This window comes from Acidovorax sp. Root70, from assembly GCF_001428225.1.
Lineage (GTDB): Bacteria > Pseudomonadota > Gammaproteobacteria > Burkholderiales > Burkholderiaceae_C > Acidovorax.
Window position 1 is genome coordinate 98,881 of sequence record NZ_LMHQ01000030.1, and the last position, 14,673, is coordinate 113,553.

The following is a 14,673-nucleotide window of genomic DNA, read 5'->3' on the forward strand; positions in this document are numbered from 1 at the left end:
TCACGAATTGTGTGTGACTGTGAAGAGTGTGACGCCAAATGGTTCCCCGGACGTGTGGCTCTCTCCATGTCCCCACGGCCGGGCACAGACACGGAGATGAGAACTCAGACCGCTGCACCCCGCCCCTCAGCGCAGGCGTTCCAACTGGCCCACAAAAAGGCGCAATGTCTGCAATGGCACTTCACCTACGGCGGTGACCCACACGTCCGATGGCCCGCGCTGGGCCAGCAACTGTGTAGCACCCATGCTCGATACCTGGGGCTGAGCAGGGTGCCGCTGAGGGTCGAAGGGCTCCATGAACAACGACACAGAGGCCAGTCCATCGGAGTAGAGACACTGCAGCACGCTGGGGGCGTCCTGCGCGTCAGACACCGCCCTCCGATGGCAACTGACGGGCACGAAGCCCGCCACGGGCTGCCGCAAGGCCCAGCCTTCAGCCTTGGCCGTGGTCTTGACCACCGAGGGCGCCACAACCTTGTAGCCCGAGGTGGTGTCCATCAGGCGTGCAAGCTGATCGACCTTCACCGAGGCATTCAGGTCCAACTCCGAAAAGGCCGCCTGCTCCAGCACCCGGCCGTCTGGGGCCAGCGTCTGCAGCTTCATCACTAATCCGGTTTCACGCTCACTCCATAGGCGGTAGCCAAAGCGCAGGGTGTCTGTGGGTTGAAGCCACACCACATCCGACACGAAGCCCGCCACCCGCTCCTGCCCCAGCATGCGGGGTGTATAGAACTGGGCGATGGATGTGCCGCTGACCACAGGCACGCGCGGAAAGAGCCCCGACGCATCGCGGCGGTCTGATCGCACGATGCGCGCCTGAGGCAGGAAGGTACGAACCTCGTCATTGCGCCGATAGACGGTGCGCGGTGTGCCGCTGAGTGACTCGACCCGCTCCAATTGTTGCTGCCCATCGCAGGCATGCCAAATGCGCGAACTGGACATCGCACCGTTGGCCGCCAACACCACAAAGGTCCCGGCATAGGCGCGGCTGCAGGGTGCGCTGTGCATGCGCTCGATCCACTGTGCCGTATCGCGTTCTGCCGCGGCGCTGGCTGTGGATTCAGGGGATGCGGCAGAAGCTGCCATCGCCGGTGCCGCGCACAATCCGCACAGAACGGCAGCTATCAGCGTGCCAAACCATCGAACCCAGGGAATTTCAAAGACCTTCGCTACTCCAGAGGGGTTCATCACACAATCTCAGCGCCAGAAATTGCCATTCAAGGTTCAGCGGCCAGGAGTCTCAAAAGTAGCGTTGCGCAAAAAGCCTGCCGGCATCTGCAGCGCAGACGTGCTGCCGAACTGCTTGTGGGCGGCCAGCAGCTCGTCCAAGCGTGGGTCCCGAATCATCACTTGCTGGCCGTCTGCGTCAGCAACAGCCACGACAGGTGCACCCTGGGCCCGCGCACCTTCTGGGGCAGCAGCCAACTGAGAACCTGCCCCGCCCGCCCCCTGCAGTTGGGAGAAAGAAGTCCAGCCGATGGCTGCCACGGCAGCGAGTGAAGCAAAACCCGCAACCATCTTCCAACGGAAGACCGAAGCGTTGGCAGCCACAGGCAGGTGGACCGCTACGTTATCCAACTGGGCCGGAACTTGGGGGCGCTGCGGCGGGGCTTCCTTGGCAAGCTCTTCGCGCAAGCGGGACAGAAATGCCGGACTCACAGGTCGCGCCAGCTCCGAAGAGCGCAGCACGTCACCCACGAGGTGATAGACCTCCCAGGTGTCACGCCCTTCATCCTCTGCAGCCCAGGCCAGCGCAGCAGCGAACTCATCGCCTTGAAGTTGGCCGTCCGCCAGGGCCGATAACTGCTCGCCGCGCCCCAGCCCCTCGCGCAGGCTGACACCTGCCGAGACATTGATACCTGTTTCCGCCTTGTTCATTCCATCACCTCACCACCGTTTGCCCGACTGGTTTTCAAGCAAGGGACGCACTTTGGCCGAAATGGCTTCACGCGCCCGAAAAATTCGAGATCGCACCGTACCAATGGGGCACCCCATCGCGGTGGCAATTTCTTCGTAACTGAGCCCCTCGATCTCTCGCAGCGTGACCGCTTGACGCAGATCGTCGGGCAAGGCCTCCATGGCTGCGTTCACGACCTGGGCGATTTCCTGGGCCGCAAGGACAGTTTCGGGGGTTTCGTCGCTGGTTAGTTCGTGTCCAAGGCGGGAAGTTTCATCCTCATCCTCAGAACCACGGAACGCATTCTCGGAAATGACCGGGTTGCGCTTCATGTCCATCAACGCCTTCTTGGCCGTATTGACGGCAATCCGGTACAGCCACGTGTAGAACTGGGCGTCCCCTCGGAACTGATGCAGCGCCCGGTAGGCACGAATGAAAGTCTCCTGGGCGATGTCCTGGACCGAGTCCGTATCACGCACCATGCGACCGATCAGTCGCTCAATGCGGCGCTGGTACTTGATGACCAGCAATTCATACGCGCGCTGGTCGCCCGCAACCGTGCGCTCCACCAGTTGGAGGTCGCTGTCTTCGGAGGGGGAAGGCGGAATTACAGTCATGGATACTCAAGATTCACGCCCTGCGGCAGCTTGCCGGGCGGTTTCGTCAGCGTTGTCAATGCCCGGTCTGGCGCGCGAATATACCGCACGGCGCAAGTCCATCCAGCGCTCTGGCTGGCTCGAGCGCTCCAGCCATAACCACAAGGGCGAGTGTCCGACCGGCAAGATGCGCACCCACAGGTACCCCTGCAGATCCAGAAGCACCTCAGGAGACGCTGACAGTGCTAGCGCCCTGCCGGCGGGCAATGCGCGGTACAAGCTCCAGGCCTCGCCATCGAACTGCAGCGATCCACAAGGTTGGTGCCACCAAAAATGCACCGCACCCAACAGGGCCGCCGCCCAAAGGCAAAAGGCTACCCCGATGGACAGAACGGCAGCCCTGCTTCCCAGAGCCACCCAGGCAAGCAGCACCAAGGCACCCGCCAATACCAAAGCAGCCAGCAACGCGCCCAAAACCCTACTGCGCCGCAGCGGATACTGGACGGAAGGGGGTCGCCGCGTGAGCCGTATCACAGGACGAATCGCCGCGGAAGGCTGATCACACTCCAGAGCGACGCTGAACTGCCGTCACGGCGGCGGACGCCCTGTAAGCACGCCAGCGCGCGACACATGCTACGACCGAAGCCGTGATTTCGGTGGGAAATCAGATGCGCTTGAACACCAGCGTTCCATTGGTGCCACCAAAACCGAAGTTGTTTTTGACGGCCACATCGATCTTCATATCCCGTGCCGTATTGGCACAGTAATCAAGATCACACTCCGGATCCTGGTTAAGCAGGTTGATGGTGGGCGGCACTTTTTGTTCGTGCAGTGCCAGTACAGTGAACACGCTCTCGATACCCCCGGCGCCGCCAAGCAAATGGCCCGTCATGGATTTGGTAGAGCTCACGACGGTCTTGTAGGCGTGGTCGCCCAAGGCCGCCTTGATAGCGTTGGTCTCGTTGATGTCACCCAGGGGGGTAGAGGTGCCGTGGGCGTTGAGGTAGTCCACCTGATCGGCATTGATCCCGGCGTTGCGCAGCGCACTGAGCATGGCGCGCCGAGGCCCATCCATATTGGGTGCCGTCATGTGGCCTGCATCGGCGCTCATGCCAAAACCGCTGAGTTCGGCATAAATCTTGGCACCGCGGGCTTTGGCGTGTTCGTACTCTTCAAGCACCAGCACACCAGCCCCTTCGCCCAGCACAAACCCGTCGCGGTCCTTGTCCCAGGGCCGGGATGCTGTCTTGGGGTCGTCGTTGCGCGTGGACAGGGCACGCATGGCGGCAAAGCCGCCAATGCCCAGCGGGGATACCGTGGATTCGGTACCGCCTGCCACGACTACGTCTGCATCGCCATATTCGATCATGCGCCCCGCCTCGCCGATGCAGTGCAAGCCCGTTGTGCAGGCAGTCACCACAGCAAGGTTGGGGCCCTTGAAGCCAAAGCGCATGGACACATGCCCTGCCACCATGTTGATGATGGACGCGGGGACAAAAAATGGCGTGATACGCCGCGGTCCACGGCTGGCCAGTTCGGCGTGGGTATTTTCGATCAGCGGGAGGCCGCCAATGCCGGAGCCGATCACGCAGGCAATGCGCGTGGCGAACTCCTCACTGAGCGCTTCGCCCGTAGGAAGCCCCGCATCCTGCACGGCCTGCGCCGCAGCAGCAATGCCGTAGTGGATGAAGGTGTCCATCGCGCGCGCATCCTTGGCGCTGATGTACGACTCCAGGTCAAGACCTTTGACCTCGCCCGCAATCTTGCAGGCAAAGTTCGACGCGTCGAACTTGGTGATGAGGTCAATGCCGGATTGGCCGGCAAGGAGGTTGGCCCAGGACTCGGCCACCGTGTTACCCACGGGGCTGATGCAACCCAGGCCGGTCACGACAACGCGACGACGGCTCATGCGTATAAAACCTTCTGCTGATCGCTTGAGTCAGGCGCAGTGCGCTGCTCAGGCCTTCTGGTGGTTGTTGGCGTAGTCGATGGCGTTTTGCACCGTGGTGATCTTTTCGGCGTCTTCGTCCGGGATCTCGATGCCGAATTCGTCTTCCAGAGCCATCACCAGTTCCACCGTGTCGAGCGAGTCGGCACCGAGGTCTGCCACGAAGGCCTTTTCATTGGTGACTTGGGACTCTTCCACACCGAGTTGTTCGGCAATGATTTTTTTGACGCGTGCTTCGATATCGCTCATGGTTTCCCTCTGGGGGTTGTGAATGAATCCGCGATTCTAGCCGGTTAAGGAGAAGCCCCTAAGCGACCCGCCGTCCGGATGAACCGGCGTTAATTTGCCTTAATTACATGTACATGCCGCCATTGACATGCAACTCCTGCCCTGTCACATAGCCAGCCTCACGCGACGCCAGATACGCCACCGCGTGTGCGATGTCTGCTGGCTTGCCCATGTGGCCCAGCGGGATCTGCGCATTGAGCGCTTTTTGCTGATCTTCGGGCAACACAGAGGTCATGTCGGTCTCGATGAAACCGGGCGCCACGCAGTTCACGGTGATGTTGCGGCTGCCCAGCTCACGGGCCAGTGCGCGCGTCATGCCCGCCACGCCCGCCTTGGCTGCTGCGTAGTTGGCCTGACCCGGATTGCCCGACGCACCCACCACACTGGTGATGCTGATGATGCGACCAAAGCGTTGCTTCATCATCGGGCGGATGGCAGCGCGGCTCGTGCGGAACACGGCCTTGAGATTGGTGTCCAGCACCGCATTCCAGTCGTCGTCCTTCATGCGCATGGCCAGGGTGTCGCGCGTGATGCCCGCGTTGTTCACCAGCACATGCAGACCACCTTGCTGCTTGACAATGGCGTCCATCAGGGCCTCGACCGCCGTCACATCGTTCACGTTCAGGTTGGCACCCCGGCAGCCGGGGTAAGCAGACAACGCCTGGCTGATGCGCTCGGCGCCCTCATCGGTGGTGGCTGTGCCAACGACGCGGTAACCACGCACGGCGAGTTCGAGGGCAATGGCCGCACCAATGCCACGCGATGCGCCGGTCACCAGCGCGACTTGCGCTGCCTGCGCTACCGTTTGGGTCAATTCCGTCATGCCAACAACTCCCGGGTTTCGGCCAGCGTGGCCGAGTCAAACAATGCGGCACCGACCAGCTCGGGATCGATGCGTTTGGTGAGGCCTGCCAGCACCTTGCCGGGGCCACATTCGATGAGGTGGGTCACGCCACGCGCCTTGAGTGCATGCACGCATTCGACCCAGCGCACGGGACCGAAGGCCTGGCGGTAGAGCGCGTCGCGAATGGCGTCAGCGTCCTGCTGCACCGCCACGTCCACGTTGTTGATCACCGGAATCTGGGGGGCAGCCAAGGCAACATCCACCAGAGCCACACGCAGCTTTTCGGCCGCAGGCTTCATCAGGCTGGAGTGGAAAGGCGCCGACACCGGCAAAAGCAATGCACGCTTGGCGCCCGCTGCCTTGAGCACTTCACAGGCCTTGTCCACACCGGCCTTGGTACCCGCGATCACCGTCTGGATCGGGTCGTTGAAATTAACCGCTTCGACCACCTCTGGGGTGCCCGCCCCGAACGATGCCAAGGCCTCGGCACAGCCTGCGATGACCTTAGAAGCCTCCATACCCAAAATGGCCGCCATGGCACCCGTGCCGACTGGCACCGCTTCCTGCATGGCAGCGGCACGCAGTCGCACCAGCGGCGCGGCCTGCGCCAGCGTCAGCACACCCGCAGCCACCAAGGCCGAGTATTCGCCCAGCGAGTGCCCGGCCACAGCCACCGGCGCCGCACCACCTTCTGCGCGCCACACCCGCCATGCAGCCACACCCGCCACCAGCATCACGGGCTGGGTGTTGGTGGTCAGGGCCAAAGCCTCCTTGGGACCTTCCTTGATCAACAGGCCAACATCCTCGCCCAGGGCATCCGAGGCCTCTTGAAGGGTCTGCGCCACCACAGGGTGGTCAGCCCAGCCGTCGAGCATGCCCACCGATTGCGAGCCTTGCCCCGGAAAGACAAATGCAAAAGACTTCATGAAATATCCAGAAATATGATGAAATTGGCCGATAGCGCCGGTCTTTATTGCGCTAGCAGCTACAACTTCAGGAGCACGGCACCCCAGGTGAAACCGCCGCCCACGCCTTCGAGCAGCAAGGTTTCGCCTTTCTTGACCTGACCGGAGCGCACCGCATGGTCCAACGCCAGCGGAATGGATGCCGCCGAGGTGTTGCCGTGCTGGTCCACCGTGACCACAACCTTGTCCATCGACATCTTCAGTTTGCGGGCGGTGCCCTGCATGATGCGGATATTGGCCTGGTGCGGGATCAGCCAGTCGATGTCAGCCTCCGTCAGGCCCGCCTTCGCCAAAGCGGCGTGGGCCGCCTTCTCCAGCACCCCTACTGCCAGCTTGAAGACCGCCTGCCCATCCATTTTGAGGACGGGATCTCCCAGCACCTGACCACCGGACACGTTGCCTGGCACACACAGAATATTGACATGCTTGCCGTCAGCATGCAGGTCGCTAGACAAGATGCCGGGCGTCTCAGAGGCTTCCAGCACGACGGCACCAGCCCCGTCACCAAACAACACGCAGGTGGTGCGGTCATTGAAGTCCAGAATGCGACTGAAAACTTCGGCGCCAATCACCAGGGCGCGGTTGGCAGCACCCGTCTGGATCATGGCGTCCGCCACCGACAGGGCATAGACAAAACCGCTGCACACCGCTTGCACATCAAAAGCGGGACAGCCATTGGCACCCAGCTTGTTTTGCAAGATGCAAGCCACGGACGGGAACACCATGTCCGGCGTGGACGTGGCCACTATGATCAGATCGATATCGGTCGGCTGCAAATTGGCGGCCTGCAAGGCATTGCGCGCAGCTTCCAGACCCAGGTCGCTCGCAGTCACGTCGGGCGCAGCAAAATGGCGCGCCCGGATACCCGTGCGCTCCACAATCCATTCGTCAGAGGTCTCGATGCCACGCTGGCCCAGTTCGGCGACCAGATCGGCGTTGGTCAACCGGCGGGGGGGCAAATAGCTGCCGGTGCCGGTAATGCGGGAATAACGTCTCATTATTGTGCGGTCGCCGCAACGCCAGGCAGGGGCTGGGCATCTGCAGGCGCCAACAGGGGCGCCGCATGCGCAATCCGGGTCCGGACACGGTCGAGCAGGTTGTTGCGGGCTGCATCATACGCCCGGTTCAACGCCTGCTCGAATGCCATGGCGTCCGCCGATCCGTGGCTCTTGAACACCAGGCCGCGCAGACCCAACAGCGCTGCGCCGTTGTATCGACGGTAGTCCATGCGCTTCATCAGCGCTTTTAAGATCGGATAGGCAACGATGGCAGCAATTTTGGTAAAAATATGGCGCGAAAACTCCGTTTTAAGCGCGCCAATGATCATCGAGGCAACACCCTCGCTGGCCTTGAGGGCCACGTTGCCCACAAAACCGTCGCAGACCACGATGTCCACCGTTCCCTTGAAGATGTCATTGCCTTCGACGTTCCCATAGAAGTTAAGATCACCCGAGTTGGCTGCAGATCGGAGCAGTTCGCCTGCTTTTTTGATGACTTCGCTGCCCTTAATGACTTCTTCACCAATGTTCAGCAGCCCCACGGTGGGCTCGCCGCCCTCCTGCAGGACCGACACCAGGGCGGAACCCATCACGGCAAACTGCAGCAGATGCTCGGCCGAGCAATCCACATTGGCCCCCAGGTCCAGCACCGTGGTTGCTCCGCCGGTGGCATTGGGCAATTGGGTGGCGATGGCAGGGCGATCAATGCCGTCCAGCGTCTTGAGCAGATAGCGGGCAATCGCCATCAAGGCGCCTGTGTTGCCTGCAGAGACAGCAGCCGAAGCCGTGCCATCCTTGACCTGCTGGATGGCCACGCGCATTGAAGAATCCTTCTTCTTGCGCAGAGCCACCTCCACCGGGTCGTCCATCGCCACCACTTCGGTAGCAGGAACGATGGTGGCGCGGTCGTGGGAAAACGACTGCAAGCTGTCCGCCAGGCCAACAAGCAGCAGACGGGCATCGGGATGGTGTTCGAGAAACTGGCGGCACGCCGCGAGCGTGACGCGGGGGCCATGGTCGCCCCCCATGCAGTCAACAGCCAGTGTGATCATGGGCGACTTGTCCGGCCGGCCCGAGGGGCCGAGAGATGAATACGACGGTCAAAACAAAGGCCCGCGCTACAGAGTTTGTAGCAACGGGCCTTTGGATGGGGTGAAGGTCAGGCTTCAGACTTGTTCTTCAGCACCTGACGGCCACGGTAGAAACCGTTGGGGCTGATGTGGTGACGCAGGTGCGTTTCACCGGTGGTGGGTTCCACAGCAATGCCCGGCACGTTCAGGGCATTGTGCGAGCGGTGCATACCGCGCTTGGAAGGGGACTTTTTGTTTTGCTGAACGGCCATGATGGCTCCTGATCTGGAATAGGTTGGTAAAAACGCGATCAGCCCAAAAAGACACGATGGGGTTCGCGTGAAGCCCACGATTATAACCCAAATGCTTTTTGGGGTCGATTCATCAATCCTTGCCATCCTTTCGAAGGGCGGCCAAGGCTGCAAACGGGTTGGGTTTTTCGGCGTTGGCTTCTTCAAAATCGTCATCGGAAGACGCCAGGGGCACCGAGGTAGGGCACTCGTCGTGCTTGGGCACGACGGGCAGCGCCATCAGCAGCTCGTCTTCGATCAGCTCATGCAGATCAAACTCCCGGCTCAGGGCCAGCAGGTCTTCTTCACTCTCGTCGTCCAGCGCTTCGGCGGTGGCCTCGTCGGCCACAAAGCGAAACTCGCGCTCCACCTCCAGGGGTACATCCACCGGGGTCAGGCAGCGCTGGCACTCCATGGGAAAGCTCGCTCGCACCTTGATGCGCAACCACACCTGCCCCATACCACCCAGCGCAGTGCGTACCTCGCCCACCGCCTCCCAGTCCACCAGCAGGTCGGGGTGCAAGCCCTTGGCCTCTTGCGCCAGGCGTTCGTACTTGAGCAGCGAGTCGTGGCCCGCCAGCCGACCACCTGCCTGTGCAAAGGCTTTCACGTCGAGGCGCTGTGCGGAGTATTCCTTGGTCATGGCGGCAGTGTAAGAGAATCGGCGCATGCATCAATCCCCCTCCCCGCAACGCCCTCTGGTATTGGGCTCGACCTCGCGCTATCGGCGCGAACTGCTTGAGCGGCTGAATCTGCCTTTTGAAGTGGCTGCCCCCGACGTGGATGAGACCCCCCTGCCCGGCGAGGCCCCGCGCACTCTGGCTTTGCGCCTGGCGCTGGCCAAGGCACGCGCCGTGGCGCGACAGCACCCCGAGGCCGTGGTGATTGGCTCCGACCAGGTGGCCGACCTGGCCGGTGAGCCGCTGGGGAAACCGGGCCAGCACGAACGCGCAGTGCAGCAGTTGCGCCAGATGCGCGGCCAGACGGTGGTGTTCCAGACCGCCTTGGCCGTGGTATGCGCCGCCACCGGCTTTGAGCAGGTGGACCTCGCCCCGGTGGAGGTGAAGTTCCGCGACCTGTCCGACGAAGAAATCGAGCGCTACCTGCGCGCTGAGCAACCGTATGACTGCGCGGGCAGTGCCAAGAGCGAAGGCCTGGGCATTGCACTGCTGGACGCCATCCACAGCGACGACCCCACAGCACTCATCGGATTGCCGCTGATTCGCACATGCCGCATGCTGCGCGCAGCGGGGCTGGTGCTGCCATGAGCGTCAAAACCGGCACCCTGTTTCTGGTGCCCGCCCCCCTGGACTTTGGCTGCGACACACAGGCCCCGCTGCAGGACGCCCTGCCCTCCGCCACCCTGCAGACTGCAGCCCGCCTGACGCAATGGGTGTGCGAGAACGCCAAGAGCACACGGGCCTACCTCAAGCGCATCGACGCGCTCCACCCTCTGGCCCTGCCCCTGCAGCAGCAGCAGATCACCGAGCTGCCGCGCGAGGTGCACAAGAAGGGCGACCATGGCGACAAAGGCTCAGCCCCGTTCGACGCACGCCCACTGCTGACTGCAGCACTCAACGGTCACGACATCGGACTGGTCAGCGAAGCGGGCATGCCCGCTGTGGCCGACCCTGGCTCGTCGGTGGTGCGGGCCGCGCACGACCTGGGCCTGCGCGTGGTGCCGCTGGTGGGGCCTGTGTCGCTGCTGCTGGCCTTGGCAGCCAGCGGCCTCAACGGGCAAAACTTTGCCTTCGTCGGTTACTTGCCACAAGACGGGCAAGAGCGCACTCAGCGCATCAAAGAGCTGGAAAGCATCGCACTGCGCACGGGCCAGACCCAGCTGTTCATCGAGACCCCGTACCGCAACCCTGCCCTGTGGCAGGCCTTGGTGCAAACGCTGCAGCCCCATACCCGCCTGGCGCTGGCCAGCGGCCTGACCCTGCCAGACGCGCGGGTGCAGAGCCAGTTGGTGCGCCAGTGGAAGCAGCAGCCCGCACCCCCGGACAACCGCACGCCCGTGGTGTTTGCGCTGGGGCGCTGAAACGGCGGCGGGGCGGCACAGTGCGGGGACAGGGTCTGCTTGCTACATATTAAGGAGCACTTCAGGCATATTTCACCGGCGCATTCACCCCAAAACGCCCCGAACCACTGCATAACGGCCTTGCACCGACAACCGAGGCGCAACACCAAACTGGGCCCACAAAAAAGCCCCGGCAGAGACCTCTGCCGGGGCTTTAAATACACATCTCCAGTCAATTCAAGGGCTTGCAGAGGATCAAGCCCCCGGCCGACTCCCTGGCGAATGTCAGCGCAGCTGCGGCCCCGACACGGCCAGCGACTTGACTGCGCCCATGCCCACGGCCGCACCAAAGCGCTTGGCCAGACGCTCTGCCACGTTGTCGCGGCGGGTGTAGTCGATGATGTCTTCCGCCTTGACCACTTCGCGCGCCACATAGTCCAGGTTGCCCAGCTTGTCGGCCAGACCCATTTCCACGGCCTGCTGGCCCGTCCAGAACAAGCCGCTGAAGGTGTCGGGCGTGGTCTTGAGGCGGTCACCCCGCCCTGCCTTCACCACAGCGATGAACTGCTGGTGAATCTGGTCGAGCATGGTCTGCGCATAGGCGCGCTGTTTCTCGGTCTGCGGGCTGAAGGGGTCGAGAAAGCCCTTGTTTTCGCCCGCGGTGAGCAGGCGGCGCTCTACACCCACCTTTTCCATCACGCCGGTGAAACCAAAACCGTCCATCAGCACGCCGATGCTGCCCACGATGCTGGCCTTGTCCACGTAGATATCGTCCGCTGCAGCAGCGATGTAGTACGCGGCCGAGGCGCAGGTTTCCTCCACCACGGCGTAGATCGGTTTGTTGTGCTTGGCCTTCAGGCGCACGATCTCGTCGTTGATGATGCCGGCCTGCACGGGGCTACCGCCGGGCGAATTGATGAGCAGCACCAGCGCTTGCGAGCCCTCGTCCTCCAGCGCACTGCGCATGGCAGCCACCACGAACTCGGCGCTGGCCTCGGCGCCACTGGCGATCTCGCCCTTGATGTCCACCACCGCCGTGTGCGGCGTGCTTTTGCTGGCACTGGGCGATGCCTGGCGCAGCGCCGCGAACGCCACGACCGCAATCAAGACCAGCCAGGTCAGGCGGAAAAAGATCTTCCAGCGGCGGGAGCTGCGTTGCTCATTGAGGGCGGCAAAGGCCAGCTTTTCCAGCGTGGCACGTTCCCAGCCGGGTTCACGCGATGAATCGCTCACAGATGCTCCTGAATTAGTAGCTGCTTGTGCCCACAGATCGGGGGCGGAATTGCTTTTGGGGTCAAAGCCCGAGGAACCGGGCTGCTGAGGGTCTGTCATGTCTTGTGTCCTGGGCGCTGCACCGCCGCGGCCTGTGCGCTGCGCTGGCTCACACCACGCGACAGCACATGAGGGGGCTTCATCTGATCTGGGTTTTCTAGAACTCTACGGGTTGCAGGTTATAGGCAGTATGCCAGTGCACCACGCCATCGCTCTCTGACAAGGCAATTTTCACCAGCCCGCCGCGGCAGGGCCCGCCTGCACACTGGCCGGTGCTGGGCAGGTAGGCTGCCCCGTGGGTGGCGCACAACAGCCAGTGGCCTGTATCGTCAAAAAAACGGTTCGGCTGGTAGTCCATTTCCATTGCGACATGGGTGCAGCGGTTGAGGTAGGCGTGCGGCAGGCCTTGGTAGCGGATCGCAAAGGCCCGGCAGGTCTGGCCGGCGTACTGCACATCAAACGGCACGGCCAGGCCTCCATCGACGAGGTCGGCACTGTTGCACAGCGCAACAGCCTGCTCAGGCGAGGTGGTCATGGGCTCGGTCCGCTCCTCTACTACCCGGCGTCAGGCGTTTTGCAGCAGCCAATCGTGCAGCTCGCGCACCGAATGGGCAACCGCCAGGGGCTTCAGCGCGTGAAAGGCGTCGGGCTCGTGGGCACCGTAACTCACCCCCACGCTGGCGCAGCCCGCGTTGACGGCCATCTGCAGGTCATGGGTGGTGTCGCCAATCATCAAGAGGCGCTCGGGCGACACGTCAAATTCGGCCATCAGCTCCTGCAGCATCAGAGGGTGCGGTTTGCCCGCGGTCTGGTCGGCCGTGCGTGAGCCATCAAACACACCCTTGAGCTGCACCGTATGCAACGCCTCATCCAGCCCACGCCGACTTTTGCCCGTGGCCACCGCCAGCAAGTGGCCGCGCTCCCGCAAGTCGGTCAACAAAGGCAGCACGCCTTCAAACAGGCTCAGGTCGTCCTGGTGCTGGATGTAGTGAAAGCGGTAGCGATTGCCCAGTTCAGGGTATTTTTCGGGGGGCACATCCGGGGCTGCATAGGCCAGGGCCTGGGTCAGCGCCATGCCGATCACGTACGACGCCTCCTTGTCGGTAGGCACGGTGCCACCCACGTCGCGCACCGCCGCCTGGATGCAGCGCACGATGATGGCTGTGGAATCAAACAGCGTGCCGTCCCAGTCAAAGGCAATCAGGTCGAAGCGGCGCGGACGGAAGGTTTTGGCGGGCATGGGGTTCGTTCATGCCTTCTCAGGCGGGGGACACAAAATCGGCCAGCTCGGGGGGCAGTTCGGCATTCAACTGCACACGTTCGCCCGAGGCGGGGTGGTTGAACTGTAACCGCCACGCGTGAAGGAACATGCGCTTCATCCCCAGCTTCTGCAGACGCTTGTTGAGGTCGAAATCACCATATTTATCGTCACCCACGATGGCGTGCCCCTGGCTGGCGAGGTGCACGCGGATCTGGTGGGTGCGGCCGGTCTTGATGGTCACCTCCAGCAGCGACATGGCCGGCAGGCCCTGCGCGGAACGCGCGGGCACGGTGCTGCGCACCTTGACCAGCGTGATGGAGCGCATGCCGTCCGGGTCGTCGGGCGTGGTCACGCGCACGCGGCGCTCGCCATCAGCCTGCAGGTATTTGTGCAGCGGCAGGTCGATGACCTTCTTGTTGGCAGGCCAGGTGCCTGTGACCAGCGCCAGGTAGGTCTTGCCCGTCTCGCGCTCGCGGAACTGGTCCTGCAGGTGAGTAAGCGCTGACCGCTTTTTGGCCACCAGCAGGATGCCCGAGGTTTCGCGGTCCAGCCGGTGCACCAGCTCCAGGAACTTGGCAGCCGGCCGCGCCTGGCGCAGCTGCTCGATCACGCCAAAACTCACGCCGCTGCCGCCATGCACCGCCACACCGGCGGGTTTGTCGATGGCGATCAGGTGCTCGTCTTCCAATAGAACAGGAAATTCGCGCGCGGGCGCCGGACGCTCGGCCTTCTCGGCCACCTTGTCGGAGATGCGCACGGGCGGCAGGCGCACGACATCCCCGGCTTCTACGCGGGTGTCGGCGCTCACGCGGCCTTTGTTGATGCGTACCTCGCCGCTGCGGATGATGCGATAGACATGCGTTTTCGGCACACCCTTCAAGTGGCGTATCAAAAAGTTATCGAGCCGCTGGCCGGCGGAGTCAGCATCCACTTCCACCAGGCGGGCTGCGGGTAGCCCCGCAGGGGCGGTGGGCAGTTTGGCCCCTATAATGTGTTTCACCTGCGCGTTGTTATGTAAGTGGTTGATTTGTCTGGAGTTTAGTCCACACAGCCCTTGCCCCTCACGCAGGCAGGTCGATGCCAGCGGGCGTCGTGCGCGCAGATTGCAGGCCAGATGCCTGTGATGGCCAGCACGCCGTGCGGCGGGCTGACAGATTGAAACACTGATACGGAATCCCCCAAGCTGGCAGATGTTCCCTACCCGGGCGCAGCCTGTCAGCGGAT

At 62.7% G+C, this 14,673-nt stretch carries 17 protein-coding genes; 2 read left to right on the forward strand and 15 right to left on the reverse strand.

Annotation, left to right across the window (positions count from 1 at the left end; all coding sequences use genetic code 11):
- Window positions 1-126: 126 nt before the first annotated feature.
- The 11 genes from ASD94_RS18880 to ASD94_RS18935 all read right to left on the reverse strand — a co-directional run bounded on the left by ASD94_RS18880 (window position 127) and on the right by ASD94_RS18935 (window position 9,539).
- Window positions 127-1,188: a MucB/RseB C-terminal domain-containing protein gene (locus ASD94_RS18880; protein WP_082576941.1), complete on the reverse strand. Its 1,062-nt coding sequence runs from the start codon at window positions 1,186-1,188 to the stop codon at window positions 127-129.
- Between the two features lie 36 nt (window positions 1,189-1,224).
- Window positions 1,225-1,878 (reverse strand): sigma-E factor negative regulatory protein, encoded by a 654-nt coding sequence (locus ASD94_RS18885; protein ID WP_082576942.1) that lies wholly within the window; start codon window positions 1,876-1,878, stop codon window positions 1,225-1,227.
- A gap of 9 nt (window positions 1,879-1,887) precedes the next feature.
- Window positions 1,888-2,514, reverse strand: coding sequence for an RNA polymerase sigma factor RpoE (gene rpoE / locus ASD94_RS18890; RefSeq protein WP_056646232.1), 627 nt, complete (start codon window positions 2,512-2,514; stop codon window positions 1,888-1,890).
- 643 nt (window positions 2,515-3,157) lie between these two features.
- On the reverse strand, window positions 3,158-4,402 hold the full coding sequence (gene fabF / locus ASD94_RS18900) for a beta-ketoacyl-ACP synthase II (RefSeq protein WP_056646238.1): 1,245 nt from the start codon (window positions 4,400-4,402) through the stop codon (window positions 3,158-3,160).
- 48 nt (window positions 4,403-4,450) lie between these two features.
- A complete protein-coding gene (acpP, locus tag ASD94_RS18905; protein WP_056646241.1) occupies window positions 4,451-4,690 on the reverse strand; it encodes an acyl carrier protein in 240 nt (79 codons plus the stop codon).
- Window positions 4,691-4,793: 103 nt separating this feature from the next.
- Entirely contained in the window at window positions 4,794-5,552 is a 759-nt protein-coding gene (fabG, locus tag ASD94_RS18910; RefSeq protein WP_056646245.1) for a 3-oxoacyl-ACP reductase FabG, read from the reverse strand.
- Entirely contained in the window at window positions 5,549-6,499 is a 951-nt protein-coding gene (gene fabD / locus ASD94_RS18915) for an ACP S-malonyltransferase (RefSeq protein WP_056646250.1), read from the reverse strand. The genes fabG and fabD overlap by 4 nt, the downstream gene beginning before the upstream one ends.
- Before the next feature lie 59 nt (window positions 6,500-6,558).
- Window positions 6,559-7,536: a beta-ketoacyl-ACP synthase III gene (locus ASD94_RS18920; protein WP_056646253.1), complete on the reverse strand. Its 978-nt coding sequence runs from the start codon at window positions 7,534-7,536 to the stop codon at window positions 6,559-6,561.
- Complete coding sequence (plsX, locus tag ASD94_RS18925; RefSeq protein ID WP_056646256.1) at window positions 7,536-8,588, reverse strand: phosphate acyltransferase PlsX; 1,053 nt, start codon at window positions 8,586-8,588, stop codon at window positions 7,536-7,538. Before plsX ends, ASD94_RS18920 begins: the two co-directional genes overlap by 1 nt.
- A 107-nt stretch (window positions 8,589-8,695) precedes the next feature.
- Entirely contained in the window at window positions 8,696-8,878 is a 183-nt protein-coding gene (rpmF, locus tag ASD94_RS18930) for a 50S ribosomal protein L32 (protein WP_005794249.1), read from the reverse strand.
- Between the two features lie 112 nt (window positions 8,879-8,990).
- On the reverse strand, window positions 8,991-9,539 hold the full coding sequence (locus tag ASD94_RS18935) for a DUF177 domain-containing protein (protein WP_056646259.1): 549 nt from the start codon (window positions 9,537-9,539) through the stop codon (window positions 8,991-8,993).
- A gap of 25 nt (window positions 9,540-9,564) precedes the next feature.
- Here ASD94_RS18935 and ASD94_RS18940 point away from each other — a divergent pair, with 25 nt between their 5' ends.
- The gene (locus ASD94_RS18940; RefSeq protein ID WP_056646262.1) at window positions 9,565-10,164 is read left to right on the forward strand and encodes a Maf family nucleotide pyrophosphatase; all 600 of its coding nucleotides are present in this window, start codon (window positions 9,565-9,567) and stop codon (window positions 10,162-10,164) included.
- Window positions 10,161-10,937, forward strand: coding sequence for an SAM-dependent methyltransferase (locus ASD94_RS18945; RefSeq protein ID WP_108627270.1), 777 nt, complete (start codon window positions 10,161-10,163; stop codon window positions 10,935-10,937). Before ASD94_RS18940 ends, ASD94_RS18945 begins: the two co-directional genes overlap by 4 nt.
- A gap of 264 nt (window positions 10,938-11,201) precedes the next feature.
- Here the strand turns inward: ASD94_RS18945 and ASD94_RS18950 are convergent, their stop codons facing one another.
- The 4 genes from ASD94_RS18950 to ASD94_RS18965 form a co-directional block, all read right to left on the reverse strand.
- Window positions 11,202-12,248 (reverse strand): S49 family peptidase, encoded by a 1,047-nt coding sequence (locus ASD94_RS18950; RefSeq protein ID WP_056646269.1) that lies wholly within the window; start codon window positions 12,246-12,248, stop codon window positions 11,202-11,204.
- Window positions 12,249-12,345: 97 nt separating this feature from the next.
- Window positions 12,346-12,723, reverse strand: a complete 378-nt coding sequence (locus tag ASD94_RS18955; RefSeq protein ID WP_056646272.1) for a Rieske 2Fe-2S domain-containing protein — start codon at window positions 12,721-12,723, stop codon at window positions 12,346-12,348.
- Between the two features lie 30 nt (window positions 12,724-12,753).
- Window positions 12,754-13,428 carry an HAD family hydrolase gene (locus ASD94_RS18960; protein WP_056646276.1) on the reverse strand — a complete coding sequence of 225 codons (675 nt, stop codon included), beginning with the start codon at window positions 13,426-13,428 and terminating at the stop codon, window positions 12,754-12,756.
- 19 nt (window positions 13,429-13,447) lie between these two features.
- Window positions 13,448-14,449 (reverse strand): RluA family pseudouridine synthase, encoded by a 1,002-nt coding sequence (locus ASD94_RS18965; protein ID WP_082576943.1) that lies wholly within the window; start codon window positions 14,447-14,449, stop codon window positions 13,448-13,450.
- Window positions 14,450-14,673: the final 224 nt, after the last annotated feature.